The organism is Pseudomonas sp. BF-RE-21 (assembly GCF_019947305.1).
GTDB classification, from domain to species: Bacteria; Pseudomonadota; Gammaproteobacteria; order Pseudomonadales; family Pseudomonadaceae; genus Aquipseudomonas; species Aquipseudomonas migulae.
The window spans coordinates 1-17172 of record NZ_JAGYGF010000084.1; the positions used below are offsets into that span (position 1 = coordinate 1).

Below are 17172 nucleotides of genomic sequence, written 5' to 3' on the forward strand. Positions count from 1 at the left end.
GCATTTGCACCGCCACCGCCGCCCAACAGGCCACCGAGCAACCCGCCAAGACCGCCGCCCATGCCGCCTTGAGGTGCGCCGCCACTTTGCTGCGTCATCGAGCCCTGGCCGGCTCGCAAAAGTTGTTCGAGCAAATCGCTGGTGTTCATGACGACGTCCTCATCGGTTGGAGTTATCCAGTCAGGCAACGATAGTCCCCGTACGTCATTGCGCCATTACCGTTTGGCTGACTTCGCTGTCTGTGGTGTTCAAGCGTTTTGGGGGGTATCCATTATTAACGCTCGGCCTGATGAGTGGCGAAAATCAAAAGCGTACGCGATTCCCTGTAGGAGCCGGCTTGCCGGCGAAAAGCGTCGGGGCAACGCGTTCATTCAGACAGCTCGCGTTATCGTTCACGTCCATCGCCGGCAAGCCGGCTCCTACAGGGGATCGGTGTACATGGCCGGAATGAGTGAGCGCGACGGAGAAGGAGAACACGTACGATCAAAGAGCCAGGTCGGCCGGCAGGCCGCCTCGTTTTTGCTTTGGCTTTGGCTTTGGCTTTGGCTTTTGATCTGCCCCGTCGGAAGGCCGAGTGGAGGTTCTGCGCAGTGGGCAACCCGGCAAGGATGCCGGGTTAGCCGCCCCCGGCCAGGGATGGCCGATGGCGGCGGGCCCACGGAGCAGGACCGGAGCGAGGGCATGGCGAGCCTTAGCGAGCCACCGTACGTCAGGGGCAAAGCCTTTTGGTTCCTTTTTGGCGTTTGAAAAAGGGACTCGCTGTAAGAGCGAAACCAATAGCCGCCGTTACCGCAGGAATGGATATGTACACCCTCAAAAAATCCGTCGCCTGACACAAAACCTTCGCGAGCAAGTCGAATCGTCGCACCGCCGCTCCCACAAGGGTTCCGAGTACACCCGCAAGATAAGGTCAGCCATCAGCCCTACCGAAATGGACGCAGCACAGTCCGACAAGGACATACCCCATAGTGAAGGACTTCATGCGCGCATCAGGATTAATCCACAGTATTTTTTGACGACCCAGCTAAGATTTACAGACGGTGAACCTTATTCCCGGATTTCCGGTCGATACCTGCAACCCGACCCGGTTCGCCACCGCCCCCGATCAACGAGGGTGATGACTGGCTTGCTTCACTTTCTGGAGAACGCCCCCGTGATATCCACCCTACACATCGCCAGGCTCAAAGCATGGGGCGCCCATGGTTTTACCGCCACTGGCGTAGTCACAGCCTTCCTCGCCACCCTCGCCCTGCTGGAAAACCAGCCCACCAATTGCCTGCTGTGGCTGGGCGTCGCACTGATTGTCGACGGGCTCGACGGCGCACTGGCGCGCAAGGTCAACGTACAGTCGGTGTTGCCGAGCTTCGACGGTTCGATCCTTGACCTGGTCATCGACTACCTGACGTACGTGTTTATCCCGGCACTGTTTATCTATCGTTACATCCCGTTGCCGGACTACACCCTGCTGCTGACCGTGTCGCTGATACTGGTCTCGTCGCTGTTCTGCTTCTGCAACGTCAACATGAAAAGCAAAGACAACTACTTCCAGGGCTTCCCCGCCGCGTGGAACGTGGTTGCGCTGTGCCTGTACATCATCGCCCCGTCGCCGTGGATCACCCTGCTCACCGTCATCGGCCTGGCGTTGCTGACCGTGACCCGGATGAAATTCCTGCACCCGTTTCGCGTGCGCCGGTTCATGCCGATCAACATCGCCGTGACGGCCATCTGGTTGCTGTGCAGCTTGTCGCTGGTGATCAACCATCCGGTGATCAACCCGATGGTCATGGGGCTCTGGTTGCTGATGTCGGCCTACTTCCTGGGGATTTGCATCTGGCGCACGGCGATGGAATGGTTTGACGGCTCGCGGCACCCATAAGCCATGCCTATTCATATCGTACGACTCGGCTCACCGCGCCTGCCCGATGAAGGCCTTCGGTTAGGCACCGTGCGTCGCCCGCCTCGTGGCGTGCCGAAGGCTGAGTTTGCCCGCCGGGATTTTTATGATGTGTGGCAACCGCTGCTGTCGCCCAGCGCTGAATTAGTGGCCGAAGCCAAGGCGGCGACAGATGAAAAAACCTGGGAAGGCTTCAAGCGCAAGTTCAAGGCTGAAATGAATCAGCCTGCGCCCAGCCAGTTGCTGGATCTGTTGGCAGCCCTCTCCCATCACACCTCGCTGGCCGTCGGCTGCTATTGCGAAGATGAAGCGCACTGCCATCGCTCGGTATTGCGCGAACTGCTGGAAGCACGCGGCGCCAAGGTTATTTGAATTCCATAACCCCACAAATCCCCTGTAGGAGCCGGCTTGCCGGCGATGGCGTCCGTCCAGTTACCCTTACTTTTACTGACGGACCGCCATCGCTGGCAAGCCAGCTCCTACAAGGGATCGCGTCGTTCTCAAGGTTGAAGTTCACGGCGTAATCGCCACCCTCATAACCCCGCCCCACTCCCACCTGACCAGACGACAGGTTGATCATGGTCAATACTCAAAAGGTTGAATGCCTGTCGAATGACCCTGACGCTCGTTTACCCACGGGAGGTTTGTCATGTCTGAGCAATCACGTTTCATGCTGGTCGCCTCACCCCTGATGGAACACAGCCCCGCCTTCGACAGGGCCGCAGCGCTGGCCAAGGCCGAAGACGCGGCGCTGCACATCGTTGCGTTCGATTATCTGGAGGGCCTGGCGACCGCCAGTCTGGTCAATGAAAAGGCCCTGGAGCAGATGCGCCTGGGCTATGTCGATCGACACCGTCAATGGCTTGAGGACCAGGCGCGGCCCTTGCGCAAGATCGGGGTGCACGTCACCACCGAAGTGACGTGGGTCGAACGGCCACTGGAGGAAATCCTGATTCACCTGAAAGAGCAGCCGATGGACGTGCTGATCAAGGCGCTGGAGCCGCATTCGATGCTCTCAAGGCTGATGTTCACGCCACTCGACGTGCATTTGCTGCGGGAATGCCCGGTGCCGCTGCACTTCGTCAGCCATGCCGCGCGTGCGTTGCCGCGCAAGATCGTCGCGGCGGTCGACCCGTTCCATCGTGATGATCACTACAAAAGCTTCAACGACCGCATTCTTCACGAAGCGGCAAAACTGGCGAGCGCCTGTAATGCCGAGCTGGATGTGGTCTACGCCTATGACCTGTCATCGATCAGCGCCGATGAATTCGGCTTCGACAACGGTTCGGCGTTTTTCTCGTCGGGCAAAGCCAGGACCCTGTTCGACTACCAGGAAGCCGCCTTCAACGAACTGGCCGAACGCAACGGCATCGCGCCGCAGCAACGGCACATGATCATGGGCAACCCGGTAAAGGTCCTGACCCGCTACGCCGATGCCTGCGACATCGACGTGATCGTCATGGGCCGCATCGGCCATCGCGGCCTGGGCAGGTTGATCGGCAGCACGGTGGAGCACCTGCTGTACAAAATGCCGTGCAGCGTCTGGGTGGTGTACAGCGAGCGGTTGGATGAGTAACCCGGTACGCCGCAAAACCGGAAACTCGCCACGCCCCCTGTAGGAGCTGGCTTGCCAGCGATGGCGGTCTGCCAGTTAACACGATGGTAACTGGACGGACGCTATCGCTGGCAAGCCAGCTCCTACAGGGGGCGTGGCGTTTTTCAGCGTCGGGTGATCACCACTTCAAGGTATTCACTCGGCACCACCAGCGATTTTTCACCCGTGCGGTTCAAGCGGTTGATCAGCTCGGCCAGGTCACCTTCAAGGGCCTGTGCGCCTTCGGGGGGCAGCGCCGCGAACGCCTTGTGGACCGGGCCATACCAGGTGCGGAACGTGTCGATGAAATGCGCGGCCGAACGGTAGCGGAAATTGAAGAACCGCCGTGTCACCTGAAGCAGAAACTCGCGCTCATCAAAATGCTTATGCAGCCAGGCCTCGGAACCCCAGTTCGACGGTGGTTGTGCCCCCGGCGGAGGTGGCATGTGCCGGCCCAGGGTCTTGAACATCTGGCCGACGAAACCTTCAGGCGTCCAGTTGGCGAGGCCGATCCGGCCGCCCGGACGACAGACCCGTGCCAGCTCGGCGGCGGCTTTGGCCTGGTCCGGCGCGAACATCACGCCGAAGGTCGACAGCACGGCATCGAAACTGCCGTCCTCGAACGGCAGCGCCTCGGCATCCGCCACTTGAAAGGTCACCTCCAGGCGCTCCGCCCGGGCCCGGTCTTCGCCGCGCTCCAGCAGCGCGGCGACGTAGTCGGTGGACGTGACGCGGGCACCCCGGCGCGCGGCCGCCAATGTCGCGTTGCCGTTGCCGGCGGCGACGTCCAGCACGCGCTCGTCGCAAAGCAGGTCGCAGGCTTCGGCGAGCTGCTCGCCGACAATCTGCAAGGTGGTGCCGATCACGGCATAGTCGCCACTGGCCCAGGCGGCCATCTGACGGTTTTTCAAGGCAGTGAGATCAATGGTAGTACTCATCAAATCGCTCCGTTACGAGTTCAAACGCCCCTGGCTTATTCCGCCGTGGTGGGGTCGATGACGGTCATGACCCGGGAAATGCGGTTGGCCGGGAAACCACTCAGCCTGGCATGTTCCCGGATCAACTCTTCGTTGGGCGAGAGGTACACACAGTAGAGCTTGTCACCGGTGACATAACTCTGCTGCCACTGCACCTCCGGCAAGTCGCGCAACGCTCGGCAGGACTTTTGCGAAGCCGCTTTCAAATCCCTTTCTGACAGTGTTCCAGCACCCGGAATCTCGCGTTCAATGATGAACTTCGGCATGGCAACCTCTCATTTTTGTTATTGATGACAGGGTCGGCAGACCCTGTGCCAACTATCGCGCTGCTGACCATCGGCGTCCTGCCCGATCGTCGGCCAACCTTGCCCGATCGTCCGGAGGTTTCGCGTTGTGCCGCGACAGGCTCACAATCAAAAGCTGCCCGCCCACAGGGGAACACCACCATGGACGCCCTGTCCCAGACCCTGCGCGTCGTCCGCCTGGTCGGCGCGATTTTCATCAACGCCAGGTTCACTGCCCCCTGGTGTTATCAGTCACCGAGCGCAGACACCGCCGCACCGTTTCTCGAACCCGGCGCCGAACGCGTGGTGATCTTTCACTTGATCACCGAAGGCGAGTGTTATGTCGAACTCGGTGATGATCCTCCCCAATTGCTGACGGCTGGCGATGTGGTGGTGTTTCCGCAGGGCGATGCCCACCGCATGTGCTCCAAACCCGGTCTCGCGCCGGCCAGCGGTGCACGGCTGGACGTCGTACTCGCGCGCCGCCCACGGCAGTTGAGTTATGGCGGTGGCGGCGCGGTCACGCGCCTGGTGTGCGGTTATCTGGCGTGCGATACGCGGCTGGCGGGCATGTTGTTGACGGGGTTGCCGGCCGTGGTAAAGGTCAATGTGCGGGGTTCGAACGCCGGGATCTGGCTGGAATCTTCGGTGCGTTATGCGCTGGCCGAAGCGCGCTCGCCAAGGCCTGGCGGTGAAGGCGTACTGGCCAAGCTGGCCGAGGTGTTGTTCATCGAAGTGCTGCGTTTGTACATGCACGAACAGGGCGAAGGCCGGACCGGTTGGCTGGCGGGTGTGGGCGACCGGATCGTCGGTGCCGCCCTCAACGCGCTGCACAAAAAACCCTGTCATGCCTGGACACTGGATGAACTGGCGCGCACCGCCGGCACCTCAAGATCGGTATTGGCGGAGCGCTTTCAGCAACTGGTGGGGATTTCGCCGATGCAGTACCTGACGCAATGGCGCATGTTGCTGGCGGCCAACCTGTTACGCAGCAGTAACAGCTCATTGATGCGCATCGCCGAGGAGGTCGGTTACCAGACCGATACGGCGTTCAGTCGGGCGTTTCGGCGGGAGTTCGGCGCACCGCCCGCGGCGTGGCGGCGCAGTCAGGAGAAACGAACAATGGCCCACGGCGCGGAGCCTGTGAGCCATTGAGTTGACGGGTTACGCAGCGGGTGCTTTCGCTTCTTCCAGCAACTGCTGGATCATTTTCTCCTGGGTTTCGTAGCGACCTTCACCGAAGTGGGTGAAACGCACCTGCCCCTTGGCGTCGATCAGGTAATGAGCCGGCCAGTACTGGTTATCGAAGTTGCGCCAGATCGCGTAGTTGTTGTCGATGGCCACCGGGTAGGTAATGCCGAGCTTTTTCACCTGATCCTTGACGTTGGCAATGATGCGTTCGAAGCCGTACTCCGGGGTGTGGACGCCGATCACCACCAGGCCATCCTTCTCGTATTTTTTCGCCCAGTCCTTCACATAAGGCAGGGTGTGCTGGCAGTTGATGCAGTCGTAGGTCCAGAAGTCCACCAGCACCACTTTGCCTTTGAGAGACTCATTGGTCAGTGCTGGTGAGTTGATCCATTCGACGGCGCCGGACAGCGACGGCATCGGACCCTGGGCATTGTCCAGGCTTGTATCGGCCTTGACCTTGCTGACCAGGTAATCGACCACTTTCGGTACGCTTTCCAGCACGCCTTTCTCGATACTGCTGACGCCCTCGGAAGAAGTGCCGGCCAGCAGGGTCTTGTCGGCGCCGGTGGAAATCACCACCGCAGCCGCCAGTACCGCAAACCCGGTACCGCGTCGCAACCAGCCGGTCACCGGAATCGACGCTTTCAAGCGATTGACCAGGCCGCGACCGGCGAAGATCAAGGTGCCCAGGGACAACGCGCTGCCCAGGCCGTACGCCACCAGCAACAGACTGGTCTGCGCGTTGGCGCCTTGCAGCATGGCGCCGGTGAGGATCACGCCGAGGATCGGCCCGGCGCACGGCGCCCAGAGCAGACCGGTGGCGACACCGATCATCACCGAACCCAACGGGCCGGACATTTTGCGGGTGTCGGGGTCGAGGCGATTGCCCAACAGCACGAACGGGCGTGCCAGCCAGCCGCCGACCCGCGCCGAAATCAGCGACAGGGCAAACAGCGCCATCACAATCAGGGCCACGTGGCGACCGGTGTTGTTGGCTTGCACCACCCATTCACTGCTGACCACGGCCAGGCTGGAGATCAGGGCGAAGGTCAGGACCATGCCGCCGAGGGTGAGCAGGATCGAGGAGCGAGTGCGGTCGACCCCGGCGAACAGGAACGGCACGACCGGGAGGATGCAGGGACTGAGGACGGTCAAAATGCCGCCCAGGAAAGCGATGAGGAACATGAGGATCACCTAATGCATTAGAGGGTGGCAACGAGTCCCCTGTAGGAGCCGGCTTGCTGGCGATGGCGATTTGTCAGTCACATCAATGTCGAATGTGCTGCCGTCATCGTCGGAACGCCGCCCGCAGCAAGCCGGCTCCTACAGTGGGATTGCGTGACTTCAGGCCGTTTGCTCATCCAGCAATTGGCCTTGTGGCGTGCGGCTGCCACCGTTCTCGGCAACCATCTGCCCTTGCGGCGTACGGCTCGAGCCGTCCTGTGCCAGGAAGGCGTTGGCGCCCTGCTCGTTCACCGGGGTCAGCTGGAAGCAGGTGCTGCTGCCGCAAGTGCTTTGTTCAACGGCGGCGTTGGCGTGAGCGGCGGCGCCGGCAAGGGCGAAGGCAGCGGCGGTCAAAAAGCGGGTTACGTTGTTCATGGCGTTATTCCTGTATCAAAGGGGATTGGCAATCGGTCAGCGAAGGACTCAGTTGTCTTCGTTGCAGTCAGCAATTTTTCGGTAGTCCAGCACCTGGGTTTTGTTCTGGGAGTCCAGGTAAGTCAGCTGGGCATCGACAATCCCGCAGGCGTTCGTGGTGTCCTGTGTCAACGACACCACTTTCTTGATGTCCAGGTGCGTGCCGTAGCTGTAGGTCCTGGCGCTGACGTCAGCTTCGGCACGGGCCGACAGGGTGCAGATGTTCAGGGCGGCAAACAGGCAAGCGGCGTAGATGGCTTTGGTGTTCATGGTGGTGTCCTCAAGGCTTCAATGGGTAGGTCGTTCAATTGAGCCGAGGCGGTTGGGTTTGCCTCGATGGAACCTATTAGAAGGCCCTGAGGTATCTCGTCTGTGTCGAGAAGCGGCGCGTGTAAATCGGTACGTATCAAAGGGGCCTGCCGATACACAGCGATACAAAACCCCTGGATTCCCGGGTTTTTAAGTCCATGTGTATCCGCCGACACACCAGATACACTGCAATACAAAGGGTGGCGGGCGAGCGGGCAAAGGCTCGATAGACTGTGCGCATTCCCTATTTGAAGAGGCTTGGCCCCATGGAACACGTCGATCACATCCTCATCGTGGACGATGACCGCGAGATTCGAGAGCTGGTAGGCAACTACCTGAAGAAGAACGGCCTGCGCACCACCGTCGTGGCGGACGGCCGGCAGATGCGCGCGTTCCTCGAGACCACGCCAGTGGACCTGATCGTGCTCGACATCATGATGCCGGGCGACGATGGCCTGATGCTGTGCCGCGAGATCCGCGCCGGCAAACACAAGACCACCCCGGTGCTGATGCTCACCGCGCGCAACGATGAAACCGACCGTATCATCGGCCTGGAAATGGGCGCCGACGATTACCTGGTCAAGCCGTTCGCCGCCCGTGAACTGCTGGCGCGGATCAACGCGGTGCTGCGGCGCACGCGGATGCTGCCGCCCAACCTGGTGGTCACCGAAAGCGGTCGCCTGCTGGCCTTCGGTCGCTGGCGCCTGGACACCTCCGCCCGCCATCTGCTCGATGACGACGGCACCATGGTCGCGCTCAGCGGCGCGGAATATCGACTGCTGCGGGTGTTCCTCGATCATCCGCAACGGGTGCTCAACCGCGACCAGTTGCTGAACCTGACCCAGGGCCGCGATGCCGATCTGTTCGACCGTTCCATCGATTTGCTGGTCAGCCGCCTGCGTCAGCGCTTGCTCGACGACGCACGGGAACCGGCCTACATCAAAACCGTGCGCAGCGAAGGCTATGTGTTTTCGCTGCCGGTGGAAGTCCTCGGGGCGCCCGCATGAACCTTTCCCTGCGGTGGCCCCGCACCCTCGCCTCGCGCCTGTCGCTGATTTTCCTGATCGGTCTGATTCTGGCGCAGGTCCTGTCTTTCGGCGCGCAGTACTACGAGCGCTACGAAAGCGCGAAAAACACCATGCTGGGCAATCTGGAAACCGACGTTTCAACGTCCATCGCCATCCTCGACCGCTTGCCGGCCGAAGAACGCATGAGTTGGCTGCAACAACTGGATCGCCGCAACTACCGCTATTTGCTGGATGAAGGTTCGCCCGGCACGGCGATGAGCGATACGCCTATCGCGATGACCTCGATCAAGGACGCCATCGGCAAGGATTACCCGATGACGGTTACGGACATTCCCGGTCCGGTCAAACACTTCCAGGTCCATCTGAAACTGGCCGATGGCAGCCCGGTCACCATCGACGTGCGTCCGTCGATGGTGCCGTTGTCGCCCTGGTTGCCGGTCGTCTTGCTCGGCCAACTGTTGCTGATGATTCTGTGCACCTGGCTGGCAGTGAGAATCGCCATTCGCCCCCTCACCCGCCTCGCACAGGCCGTCGAAACGCTGGACCCCAACACCCACCCGGTGCACCTGGACGAAAAAGGCCCGACCGAAGTCGCCCACGCCGCCATGGCCTTCAACGCCATGCAGGCGCGCATCGCTGCCTATTTGAAAGAACGCATGCAATTGCTGGCGGCGATTTCCCACGACCTGCAAACCCCCATCACTCGGATGAAACTGCGCGCCGAGCTCATGGACGACTGCAACGAAAAAGACAAACTGTGGAACGACCTCGGCGAGATGGAGCACCTGGTGCGCGAAGGCGTGGCCTATGCCCGCAGCGTCCATGGCGCCACCGAAGAGAGCCGTCGCACCGATCTGGATTCGTTCCTCGACAGCCTGGTGTTCGACTATCAGGACATGGGCAAGGACGTTCAGCTCAGCGGAAAAAGTGACACCGTCATCGACACCCGGCCGCACGCCTTGCGCCGTGTGCTGGTGAACCTGACGGACAACGCACTCAAATTCGCCGGCGCGGCGCAACTGCAGGTGGAATCGAAACCTGGCGGCAGCTTGTCGGTGAAGGTGATGGACCGCGGCCCCGGGATTGCCGAAGAAGAACTCGCCCACGTGATGGAGCCGTTCTACCGCGTGGAGAATTCGCGCAACCGCAGCACCGGCGGCACCGGCCTGGGCCTGGCGATTGCCCAGCAACTGGCGCTGGCCCTCGGCGGGTCGTTGACGCTAAGCAACCGCGAAGGCGGCGGACTCTGCGCAGAGCTAAAGCTCCCCACCAGACCTTTGTAGGAGCCGGCTTGCCGGCGATGGGCGTGAACGTTAACGCGTGTTGTCTGAATAAACGCGTTATCGTTAACGTCCATCGCCGGCAAGCCGGCTCCTACAAAAGTGATATGGACATTGCACATGGATGAAAACAGAAGACCCATCAAAACGCGTTCTGCGGGATGGGCCAAATACGTCACCGACCAGTTGGTGAAAAGGGACCTCTCCCCCAATCAGATCTCCGTGGCCAGCATCGCCTTCGCACTCGCTGGCATCGTCGCGCTCAATATCGACACGGGCGTCATCGGCTCGATCCTCTGCGCCCTCGGCATTCAGTTGCGCCTGTTGTGCAACCTCTTCGACGGCATGGTCGCGATTGAAGGCGGCAAGAAATCCGACATCGGCAGCCTCTACAACGAATTCCCCGACCGGATTGCCGACAGCCTGCTGATTGTCGGCCTGGGCTACGCCATCGGCTACTCTGACCTTGGCTGGTTTGCCGCGCTGGCTGCGGCATTGACGGCTTACGTCAGGGTGTTTGGCGGCTCGATCGGTCTCAAGCAGAGCTTCATCGGCCCGATGGCCAAGCAGCACCGAATGGCGGTCATGACGGTCGGGCTGCTGCTGAATGCCGTCGAAGCGAGCGTTTATGCCACTCACTACGTGCTGTTGATTGCGCTGGTCATCATCGCCATCGGCTCCGCCGCGACCTGCGTCACGCGCACCCTGGCCATCTCGCGCGAACTGAAGGGGAATCCTCATGTGGATCAGTAACGCGCTGATTTCTGTTCTTCGATTCGTGATCGGCGTCACCGCCCGATGGGAAAGCCCGCCGGACCTGACACGCCAGCGTATCTACTTCGCCAATCACTCCAGCCATATGGACACCCTGGCAATCATCGCGGCCCTGCCACCGGAAGCCCGAGTGAACGTGAAACCGGTTGCGGCCGCTGACTACTGGGGAAAGAACAAATTCCTGTCATACATCTCGCAGAAAGGCCTGAATGCGGTGCTGATCGATCGCAACCCCGCGCCCGGCGTCAACGTACTGGAACCGATTTTCGACGTGGTGCGCGCCGGCCATTCGATCATCATCTTTCCGGAAGGCACGCGCGGCAGCGAGGCGTTGCCCGGTCCTTTCAAATCGGGTCTGTTCCGCTTGGCCGAGACATTCCCTGAGGTTGACCTGGTGCCTATCTACCTGGAAAACCTGCATCGCTCCATGCCAAAAGGCAAACACGTCCCCCTGCCCATCATCTGCACAATCCGTATCGGCGATCCGCTGCAACGGATCAGTGGCGAGGAAAAACAGGTGTTTCTGGATCGGGCGCGTGACGCGATTGTGAGGTTGTCGGAATGAATCTTGATGAAAAGTTTTTGTGGTTCTTCGGCGCCATTGCCGCCCTGTTGGCGATCGCTTCGATCATCGGCCGGATACTGGCCAAGCGGGCTACGACAGAGGGTTCGGTATCGACCATCGAAAACCTCAACCAGCGCGTAAATGCCTGGTGGGGGATGGTGATCATTTTCTTCGTGTCCTACCTGCTGGGCGGGAACGCGACGGTCATTCTGTTCGGCTTCATTTCCCTGTTCGCGCTCCGGGAATTCATCACCCTGACACCGACCCGGCCTGGCGACCATAACGCGCTGTTTTCGGCGTTTTTCATTCTGATCCCCTTGCAATACGTACTGATCGGCACCCACTGGTATTCGCTGTTCACGCTGCTGATTCCGGTGTACGCCTTCCTGCTGTTGCCGGCGATTGCGGTGCTGAGCCAGGACACCGACGCCTTCCTGGAACGGGCGGCCAAAATTCAGTGGGGGGTGATGATTTGCGTCTACTGCATCAGCCACGCGCCTGCGCTGTTGCTGCTGGACCTGGAAGGCTTCCAGGGCCAGAACGCGCTGCTGCTGTTCTACCTGGTGTTCGTCGTGCAGTTGAGTGACGTGTTGCAGTACGTGTTCGGCAAGCTCTTCGGCAAGCACAAGGTTGCGCCGCTGGTGAGCCCCTCGAAAACCGTGGAAGGCCTGGTCGGCGGCGGTTTGTCGGCCACGCTGATTGGCGGCTGCATGTTCTGGATGACACCGTTCAGTTTCTGGCAGTCGCTGATGATGTCGTTCGTGATTGTGGTGATGGGTTTCCTGGGCGGCCTGGTGATGTCGGCGATCAAGCGCAGCCTCAGCGCCAAGGACTGGGGCACCATGATCAAGGGCCACGGCGGCATGCTCGACCGGATGGACTCGATCTGCTTCGCGGCACCGATCTTCTTTCACCTGACGCGGTACTTCTTCTCCGCCCAATAAAAACGCATCCCCCCTGTAGGAGCCGGCTTGCCGGCGATAGCGGTAGGTCAGTCGACACATTTATCGCCTGAACGGACGCCATCGCCAGCAAGCCGGCTCCTACAGGGGGTTATGCCGGGCTCACCACCCCTTCCCCGTGCATCTGCCGCAACAACGCCGCTCCGCTGTCGATGAAATCCTGCGATCCCGCCGCCCCCGCTTCCACGGCCAATCCTTCCAGTTGCTCACGCCCGTTCAGTTGGGGAAACTCGTCGATCCGCTGCAACAAGCGCCAGGCCAGCGGGCTCAGTTCGGAAAACTTCACACTCCAGTCCTCCGCCCGACGAACCAATAACAACGTCGGCTGAGCCGGAGGTGTTTCAGGCTGATAGTCCGGCCCCACCAATTGCACCGGCCAGGCATACGCCAACGGCCAGGCCAGCGGTGAAACCTGCAACGGTCGATCCAGCAACAGCCCGACATCACTCGCCGGCAATGGCTCGGCGTCGGACTGTTGCAACACCATCTCGATCCATTCGTAATGCGCCAGTTCCACCATGAACGGCGGCCACGCCCCCTCGTGCAACGCGGGCGGTTCTGACGCGAGAAAGTCGACAAACTCCCTGGCGATCTCACCGAATTTCGGCGTTTGCGCGCGGTGGTCCCGCAGGAACATGCGCACCAGCGAACCCCAGCGCTCATCGCCAAGAATCTTGATCAACACCGGAAAAGTGCCGCTGAGCAAGATCGAGAGGTTATTGAAAACAAGGTCGCGATAAACCTGTGCCCGCGCCACGTCCATTCCGGCCGGTGGCGCGCAGTGATCGGGGTCACGCAGGTAAAGCCCCAAGGTGTTTTGCTGCTGAAACAGGCTTGCGTTATCCACGGTTCACCTCCTTGTCCTGCAAGCGGCGAATGGTCTGCAATTCGGCAACCAGTTCCGCGAATGCAGGGAAATTGAAATCCCGCTCAAGCAACGTCGGTTGCGCGCCGAACCGAGCATAGGCCTGGGCCAGCAACGACCACACCACCGGTTTCACCGAGGCGCCGTGGGTGTCGATTTTCAACGTGTCGGACTCATCGAAATGCCCGGCCACGTGCATCGCCACCACCCGGTCCGAATCGATGCCGGCCAGAAATACCTGCGGATCAAAATCGTGGTTGATCGAGTTGACGTACACATTGTTGACGTCCAGCAACAGGTCGCAATCGGCTTCGCGCAGCACCGCGTTGGTGAACGTCAGCTCGTCCATGTCTTGCTGCGGAGCGGCGTAATACGAGACGTTTTCCACCGCCAGGCGCCGACCGAGAATGTCCTGGGACTGACGAATGCGCGCGGCGACGTGGTGCACTGCTTCTTCGGTAAAGGGCAGCGGCAACAGGTCGTACAGGTGACCGTCATCGCTGCAGTAGCTCAGGTGTTCGCTGTACAGCGGCACGTTGTACTGATCGAGAAAAACCCGCACTTCTTGCAGGAACCCGACGTCCAGCGGCGCCGGCCCGCCCAATGACAGGGACAAACCATGGCAGGACAGCGGATAGCGCTCGGCCAGGCCCCGCAGTGCCGCGCCATGAGCGCCGCCGATGCCGATCCAGTTCTCCGGCGCGACTTCCAGAAAGTCGAAATCGCCCACGCGGGCGGCTTGAAGGTCTTTCATCAAACCGCGGCGCAGGCCAAGTCCGACGGTGGCCTTCGTTGATGTGTTGGAAGTCTGCATGATGTCGATCTCAAAGGTTGTCAGAACGTAATCACAGTTAACCGAAACGGTGTATCGGGCCTGTGTTGCGTTCCGGCAGAAAATCGCGGCGGTTGTATCGCCGGCGGGTCTGTACACACTTCGGTACAGAGCCGCCGGTGGGCGTTACGCCAGGTCGTATTTCTCGCGCACCAGATGGCCGATGCCGATGCGATCGAGCGCGTTCATCGGGCACAGGAAGGTCACGCGCACGGTGCCGGGCAAGCGGCTGATGTCGATGGAACCGGTGATGGTCGCGCGGTTGAGCACTTCGTCATACGGCAGGCCCGTGACCGAAGCGGCACGTTTCAGGCCGTTTTCCACCGCCACGTTAAGGTTCTCGCCACTGCCGATGAAGGTGATCGGGCCGCTCTGCTCGATCTCGGTCTGGCCCCAACGCTCGCCCAGTTCACGGACTTTCTGCCGTTGCAGGGCATTCATCGGCCGCGCCATTGGCGGCAGATCGTCGAGGTTTTGCAGGAGGATCGGGCCTTCCAGTGTCAGGTGCTTGATCACTTGGACCTGCACTTCGGTTTCCCCGGAGCAGTCGGTGGCATGCCCGGCGATCTCGCCGTTGCCCTGCTGGGCGTGCATGTCGCCCATGTACACACCGGCGCCCGGGACTTTCACCGGGCAGATCAATACGCAGCCTTCGCGGATCGAGTTGGTGTCCATGTGACCGTCGGTCTTGGCCGCGTGCAGTTCCTCACGCGTCATGCCGAAACGGTGCGGTGCGCCGATCAGGTATTGGCCGAAATCGGCGCAGTTGTGCGAGTCCGGCAAGTCCCGCGACGGCGTGGTGCCGATGTTGCCGAGGAACGGCCGCATGTGCGCGGCAACGCCGGGGATGTCGGCGCGGGCCAGGGACAGGATCGAATGCTGGGCGGCGAATTCCGGCAGCGCCGACATCTCGGAGGCGTTGCCCGCCAGTTGGTTGGCGATGTCCTGATTGACGGTCAGGCTGACCTGATTCTGCGCATCGAACACGATCACGTAACCGTGGCTGAAGCGGAAAGCGCTGACTTCGGCGCCGCAATTGCTGCAACGAATCGAATCTTCGCCAATGCCTTCGACGTAGCTGGCCGGGTGTTCAGTGCCGCATTTGCTACAGAATTTAGCGACGAACGGATCGCCGTTGTAGCGACCTTCAACGAAGCTCATCACGCCGGACGAGGTGGCCAGCGAGGTGACACGCATGCTTTTGATCTTGATCGCCACGGCGTCGCCAATTTCGGCACCGGCAATGGCCACCGGTTGGGTCACTTCATGGCCGCCCTCGAAGGCCGGCGTAATCATCGGCCCCCAGCAGCCCGGCGGCGTGCCGGTGATCAGGGTGCCGCCGTCGGCCAGCGGGCCGAGCATTGGCTGGCTTGGGCCGATGAGGCCGTTGGTGTATTGGTCGACGCGCAGGCGATCGACGGGGGTGGATGTCAGGTCGGTTTCAGGCAGGAGCGTGGTCATTGTTGTCCCCTTCACGGTGTATAGGGTGCCAAGCGGCCTGTGCAGTTCATCGCAGGTTTGTATCTGGGCTGTGTTCGGCAACGCACCGGTATTGCGGGAAATGTATCGAGCAGGACGTTAGATACACTCCGATACACACGTACCCGTGTAGGAGCGAGGCTGGCCCGCGAAGGCGGCGTAACAGTCAACGAGGATGTGTCTGAAATACCGCCTTCGCGGGCAAGCCTCGCTCCTACAGGGGATGTGTGCGAATCAGGCAAATGCGGGCTTTCGTCGCTCCGCCCGACAGCCCACGGCCTGCGGACTAAACTTACTGCACGCAGGACGTACTCACCGTCCTGATCATTTCCACGACCACTGCCCAGAGGTGAATGCCTCGACAAAGAATGCCCCTGGACCGTGATCCAGCAAAAGGAGCACACGTGATGGACGAGGCCAGACTCAACGATTTCATGGGCAAACTGGTGAACGACATGGGCGGCGCGGCGATGCTCGCCAACGTCATCCTCGGCGAAGAGCTCGGGCTGTACCGGGCGATGGCCGACAGTCAGTTGATCAGCCCCGAAACACTCGCCGAGAAAACCGGCTGCAACCCCCGCCTGCTGCGCGAATGGCTTAGCGCTCACGCCGCGTCCGGTTACATGGAACACCGCGACGGCCAGTTCCGCCTGCCCGAAGAACAAGCCCTGGCATTGGCGATCGAAGACTCACCGGTCTACGTGGCGGGCGGTATCGGGGTGGTCGCGTCGTTTTTCCATGACAAGGACAAGCTGGTCAAAGCCATGCGCGGCAACGGCGCCCTGCCCTGGGGCGAACACCATCCGTGCATGTTCAGCGGCACGGAACGGTTCTTCCGGCCAGGCTACAAGGCGCACCTGGTCGCCGAATGGCTACCGTCCCTTGAAGGTGTCGTCGCCAAACTGGAGGCTGGCGCCAAGGTCGCGGACATCGGCTGCGGGCATGGTGCATCGACGGTGATCATGGCCCAGGCGTTCCCGGACTCGCGGTTCGTCGGCTTCGACTACCACGCGCCGTCCGTCACCGTCGCCACCCAGCGCGCCGAGGAAGGCGGTGTGTCCGGGCGGGCGCGGTTCTTCCAGGGCACGGCAAAAAGCTATCCCGGTGACGACTACGACCTGATCTGCTATTTCGACTGCCTGCATGACATGGGCGACCCGGTGGGCGCGGCGCGGCACGCCTATGAGTCGCTGAAACCGGACGGCACGGTGCTGCTGGTGGAACCGTTCGCCAACGACAAGCTCGATGACAACGTTACCCCGGTTGGCCGGTTGTTCTACGCCGCCTCGACGTTCATTTGCACCCCGAACTCGCTGTCTCAGGAAGTCGGCCTCGGGCTCGGCGCCCAGGCCGGTGAGGCGCGGTTGCGCAAGGTGTTTACGGAAGCGGGATTCAGCACATTCCGTCGGGCGACGGAAACACCGTTCAACCTGATACTCGAAGCGCGCAAGTAAACACCGTACCTGTAGGAGCCGGCTTGCCGGCGATGGCGTCCGTAAG

At 61.1% G+C, this 17172-nt stretch carries 18 protein-coding genes; 10 read left to right on the forward strand and 8 right to left on the reverse strand.

Annotated elements, in window-relative coordinates:
• Positions 1 to 1153 precede the first annotated feature (1153 nt).
• The 3 genes from pcsA (at position 1154) to KGB25_RS29165 (ending at position 3470) form a co-directional block, all read left to right on the forward strand.
• A complete protein-coding gene (pcsA, locus tag KGB25_RS29155; RefSeq protein ID WP_008028178.1) occupies positions 1154 to 1876 on the forward strand; it encodes a phosphatidylcholine synthase in 723 nt (240 codons plus the stop codon).
• Between the two features lie 3 nt (positions 1877 to 1879).
• The gene (locus KGB25_RS29160; RefSeq protein WP_223437824.1) at positions 1880 to 2266 is read left to right on the forward strand and encodes a DUF488 domain-containing protein; all 387 of its coding nucleotides are present in this window, start codon (positions 1880 to 1882) and stop codon (positions 2264 to 2266) included.
• A gap of 277 nt (positions 2267 to 2543) precedes the next feature.
• Entirely contained in the window at positions 2544 to 3470 is a 927-nt protein-coding gene (locus tag KGB25_RS29165) for a universal stress protein (RefSeq protein ID WP_207285921.1), read from the forward strand.
• A gap of 143 nt (positions 3471 to 3613) precedes the next feature.
• On the opposite strand, the gene KGB25_RS29170 is transcribed toward KGB25_RS29165, so the two are convergent.
• Positions 3614 to 4426, reverse strand: coding sequence for a class I SAM-dependent methyltransferase (locus KGB25_RS29170; protein WP_223437826.1), 813 nt, complete (start codon positions 4424 to 4426; stop codon positions 3614 to 3616).
• Between the two features lie 35 nt (positions 4427 to 4461).
• Entirely contained in the window at positions 4462 to 4731 is a 270-nt protein-coding gene (locus tag KGB25_RS29175) for a DUF4242 domain-containing protein (protein WP_008028186.1), read from the reverse strand.
• A gap of 180 nt (positions 4732 to 4911) precedes the next feature.
• Between KGB25_RS29175 and KGB25_RS29180 the strand changes: the two genes are divergently transcribed.
• On the forward strand, positions 4912 to 5904 hold the full coding sequence (locus tag KGB25_RS29180; RefSeq protein ID WP_008028188.1) for an AraC family transcriptional regulator: 993 nt from the start codon (positions 4912 to 4914) through the stop codon (positions 5902 to 5904).
• Positions 5905 to 5913: 9 nt separating this feature from the next.
• Here the strand turns inward: KGB25_RS29180 and KGB25_RS29185 are convergent, their stop codons facing one another.
• From KGB25_RS29185 to KGB25_RS29195, 3 genes are all read right to left on the reverse strand, one after another.
• The gene (locus KGB25_RS29185) at positions 5914 to 7125 is read right to left on the reverse strand and encodes a cytochrome c biogenesis protein DipZ (RefSeq protein ID WP_008028191.1); all 1212 of its coding nucleotides are present in this window, start codon (positions 7123 to 7125) and stop codon (positions 5914 to 5916) included.
• Between the two features lie 159 nt (positions 7126 to 7284).
• Complete coding sequence (locus KGB25_RS29190) at positions 7285 to 7539, reverse strand: hypothetical protein (RefSeq protein WP_008028192.1); 255 nt, start codon at positions 7537 to 7539, stop codon at positions 7285 to 7287.
• Positions 7540 to 7587: 48 nt separating this feature from the next.
• Positions 7588 to 7848, reverse strand: a complete 261-nt coding sequence (locus tag KGB25_RS29195) for a DUF2790 domain-containing protein (RefSeq protein WP_008043296.1) — start codon at positions 7846 to 7848, stop codon at positions 7588 to 7590.
• Between the two features lie 305 nt (positions 7849 to 8153).
• On the opposite strand from KGB25_RS29195, the gene KGB25_RS29200 reads away from it, so the two are divergent.
• From KGB25_RS29200 to KGB25_RS29220, 5 genes are all read left to right on the forward strand, one after another.
• Positions 8154 to 8894 (forward strand): response regulator, encoded by a 741-nt coding sequence (locus KGB25_RS29200; protein WP_008028195.1) that lies wholly within the window; start codon positions 8154 to 8156, stop codon positions 8892 to 8894.
• A complete protein-coding gene (locus KGB25_RS29205) occupies positions 8891 to 10198 on the forward strand; it encodes an ATP-binding protein (RefSeq protein WP_223437828.1) in 1308 nt (435 codons plus the stop codon). The genes KGB25_RS29200 and KGB25_RS29205 overlap by 4 nt, the downstream gene beginning before the upstream one ends.
• A 117-nt stretch (positions 10199 to 10315) precedes the next feature.
• Positions 10316 to 10948, forward strand: a complete 633-nt coding sequence (locus KGB25_RS29210; RefSeq protein ID WP_008043298.1) for a CDP-alcohol phosphatidyltransferase family protein — start codon at positions 10316 to 10318, stop codon at positions 10946 to 10948.
• On the forward strand, positions 10935 to 11534 hold the full coding sequence (locus tag KGB25_RS29215; RefSeq protein ID WP_008028204.1) for a lysophospholipid acyltransferase family protein: 600 nt from the start codon (positions 10935 to 10937) through the stop codon (positions 11532 to 11534). The genes KGB25_RS29210 and KGB25_RS29215 overlap by 14 nt, the downstream gene beginning before the upstream one ends.
• The gene (locus KGB25_RS29220; RefSeq protein WP_008043299.1) at positions 11531 to 12478 is read left to right on the forward strand and encodes a phosphatidate cytidylyltransferase; all 948 of its coding nucleotides are present in this window, start codon (positions 11531 to 11533) and stop codon (positions 12476 to 12478) included. Before KGB25_RS29215 ends, KGB25_RS29220 begins: the two co-directional genes overlap by 4 nt.
• A gap of 109 nt (positions 12479 to 12587) precedes the next feature.
• Here the strand turns inward: KGB25_RS29220 and KGB25_RS29225 are convergent, their stop codons facing one another.
• The 3 genes from KGB25_RS29225 to KGB25_RS29235 form a co-directional block, all read right to left on the reverse strand.
• The gene (locus KGB25_RS29225) at positions 12588 to 13343 is read right to left on the reverse strand and encodes a DUF2063 domain-containing protein (protein ID WP_223437830.1); all 756 of its coding nucleotides are present in this window, start codon (positions 13341 to 13343) and stop codon (positions 12588 to 12590) included.
• Positions 13336 to 14175: a DUF692 domain-containing protein gene (locus KGB25_RS29230; RefSeq protein ID WP_223437832.1), complete on the reverse strand. Its 840-nt coding sequence runs from the start codon at positions 14173 to 14175 to the stop codon at positions 13336 to 13338. The genes KGB25_RS29225 and KGB25_RS29230 overlap by 8 nt, the downstream gene beginning before the upstream one ends.
• Before the next feature lie 144 nt (positions 14176 to 14319).
• Positions 14320 to 15654 (reverse strand): acetamidase/formamidase family protein, encoded by a 1335-nt coding sequence (locus KGB25_RS29235; RefSeq protein ID WP_223437833.1) that lies wholly within the window; start codon positions 15652 to 15654, stop codon positions 14320 to 14322.
• Positions 15655 to 16079: 425 nt separating this feature from the next.
• Here KGB25_RS29235 and KGB25_RS29240 point away from each other — a divergent pair, with 425 nt between their 5' ends.
• A complete protein-coding gene (locus KGB25_RS29240) occupies positions 16080 to 17126 on the forward strand; it encodes a class I SAM-dependent methyltransferase (RefSeq protein WP_192229025.1) in 1047 nt (348 codons plus the stop codon).
• Positions 17127 to 17172 lie beyond the last annotated feature (46 nt).

Bases quoted from the DNA above. Each gene is read 5' to 3' on its own strand.
- KGB25_RS29160 (WP_223437824.1), top strand. From the start codon at position 1,880: ATGCCTATTCATATCGTACGACTCGGCTCACCGCGCCTGCCCGATGAA.
- KGB25_RS29165 (WP_207285921.1), top strand. From the start codon at position 2,544: ATGTCTGAGCAATCACGTTTCATGCTGGTCGCCTCACCCCTGATGGAA.
- KGB25_RS29170 (WP_223437826.1), bottom strand. From the start codon at position 4,426: ATGAGTACTACCATTGATCTCACTGCCTTGAAAAACCGTCAGATGGCC.
- KGB25_RS29175 (WP_008028186.1), bottom strand. From the start codon at position 4,731: ATGCCGAAGTTCATCATTGAACGCGAGATTCCGGGTGCTGGAACACTG.
- KGB25_RS29180 (WP_008028188.1), top strand. From the start codon at position 4,912: ATGGACGCCCTGTCCCAGACCCTGCGCGTCGTCCGCCTGGTCGGCGCG.
- KGB25_RS29185 (WP_008028191.1), bottom strand. From the start codon at position 7,125: ATGTTCCTCATCGCTTTCCTGGGCGGCATTTTGACCGTCCTCAGTCCC.
- KGB25_RS29190 (WP_008028192.1), bottom strand. From the start codon at position 7,539: ATGAACAACGTAACCCGCTTTTTGACCGCCGCTGCCTTCGCCCTTGCC.
- KGB25_RS29195 (WP_008043296.1), bottom strand. From the start codon at position 7,848: ATGAACACCAAAGCCATCTACGCCGCTTGCCTGTTTGCCGCCCTGAAC.
- KGB25_RS29200 (WP_008028195.1), top strand. From the start codon at position 8,154: ATGGAACACGTCGATCACATCCTCATCGTGGACGATGACCGCGAGATT.
- KGB25_RS29205 (WP_223437828.1), top strand. From the start codon at position 8,891: ATGAACCTTTCCCTGCGGTGGCCCCGCACCCTCGCCTCGCGCCTGTCG.
- KGB25_RS29210 (WP_008043298.1), top strand. From the start codon at position 10,316: ATGGATGAAAACAGAAGACCCATCAAAACGCGTTCTGCGGGATGGGCC.
- KGB25_RS29215 (WP_008028204.1), top strand. From the start codon at position 10,935: ATGTGGATCAGTAACGCGCTGATTTCTGTTCTTCGATTCGTGATCGGC.
- KGB25_RS29220 (WP_008043299.1), top strand. From the start codon at position 11,531: ATGAATCTTGATGAAAAGTTTTTGTGGTTCTTCGGCGCCATTGCCGCC.
- KGB25_RS29230 (WP_223437832.1), bottom strand. From the start codon at position 14,175: ATGCAGACTTCCAACACATCAACGAAGGCCACCGTCGGACTTGGCCTG.
- KGB25_RS29235 (WP_223437833.1), bottom strand. From the start codon at position 15,654: ATGACCACGCTCCTGCCTGAAACCGACCTGACATCCACCCCCGTCGAT.
- KGB25_RS29240 (WP_192229025.1), top strand. From the start codon at position 16,080: ATGGACGAGGCCAGACTCAACGATTTCATGGGCAAACTGGTGAACGAC.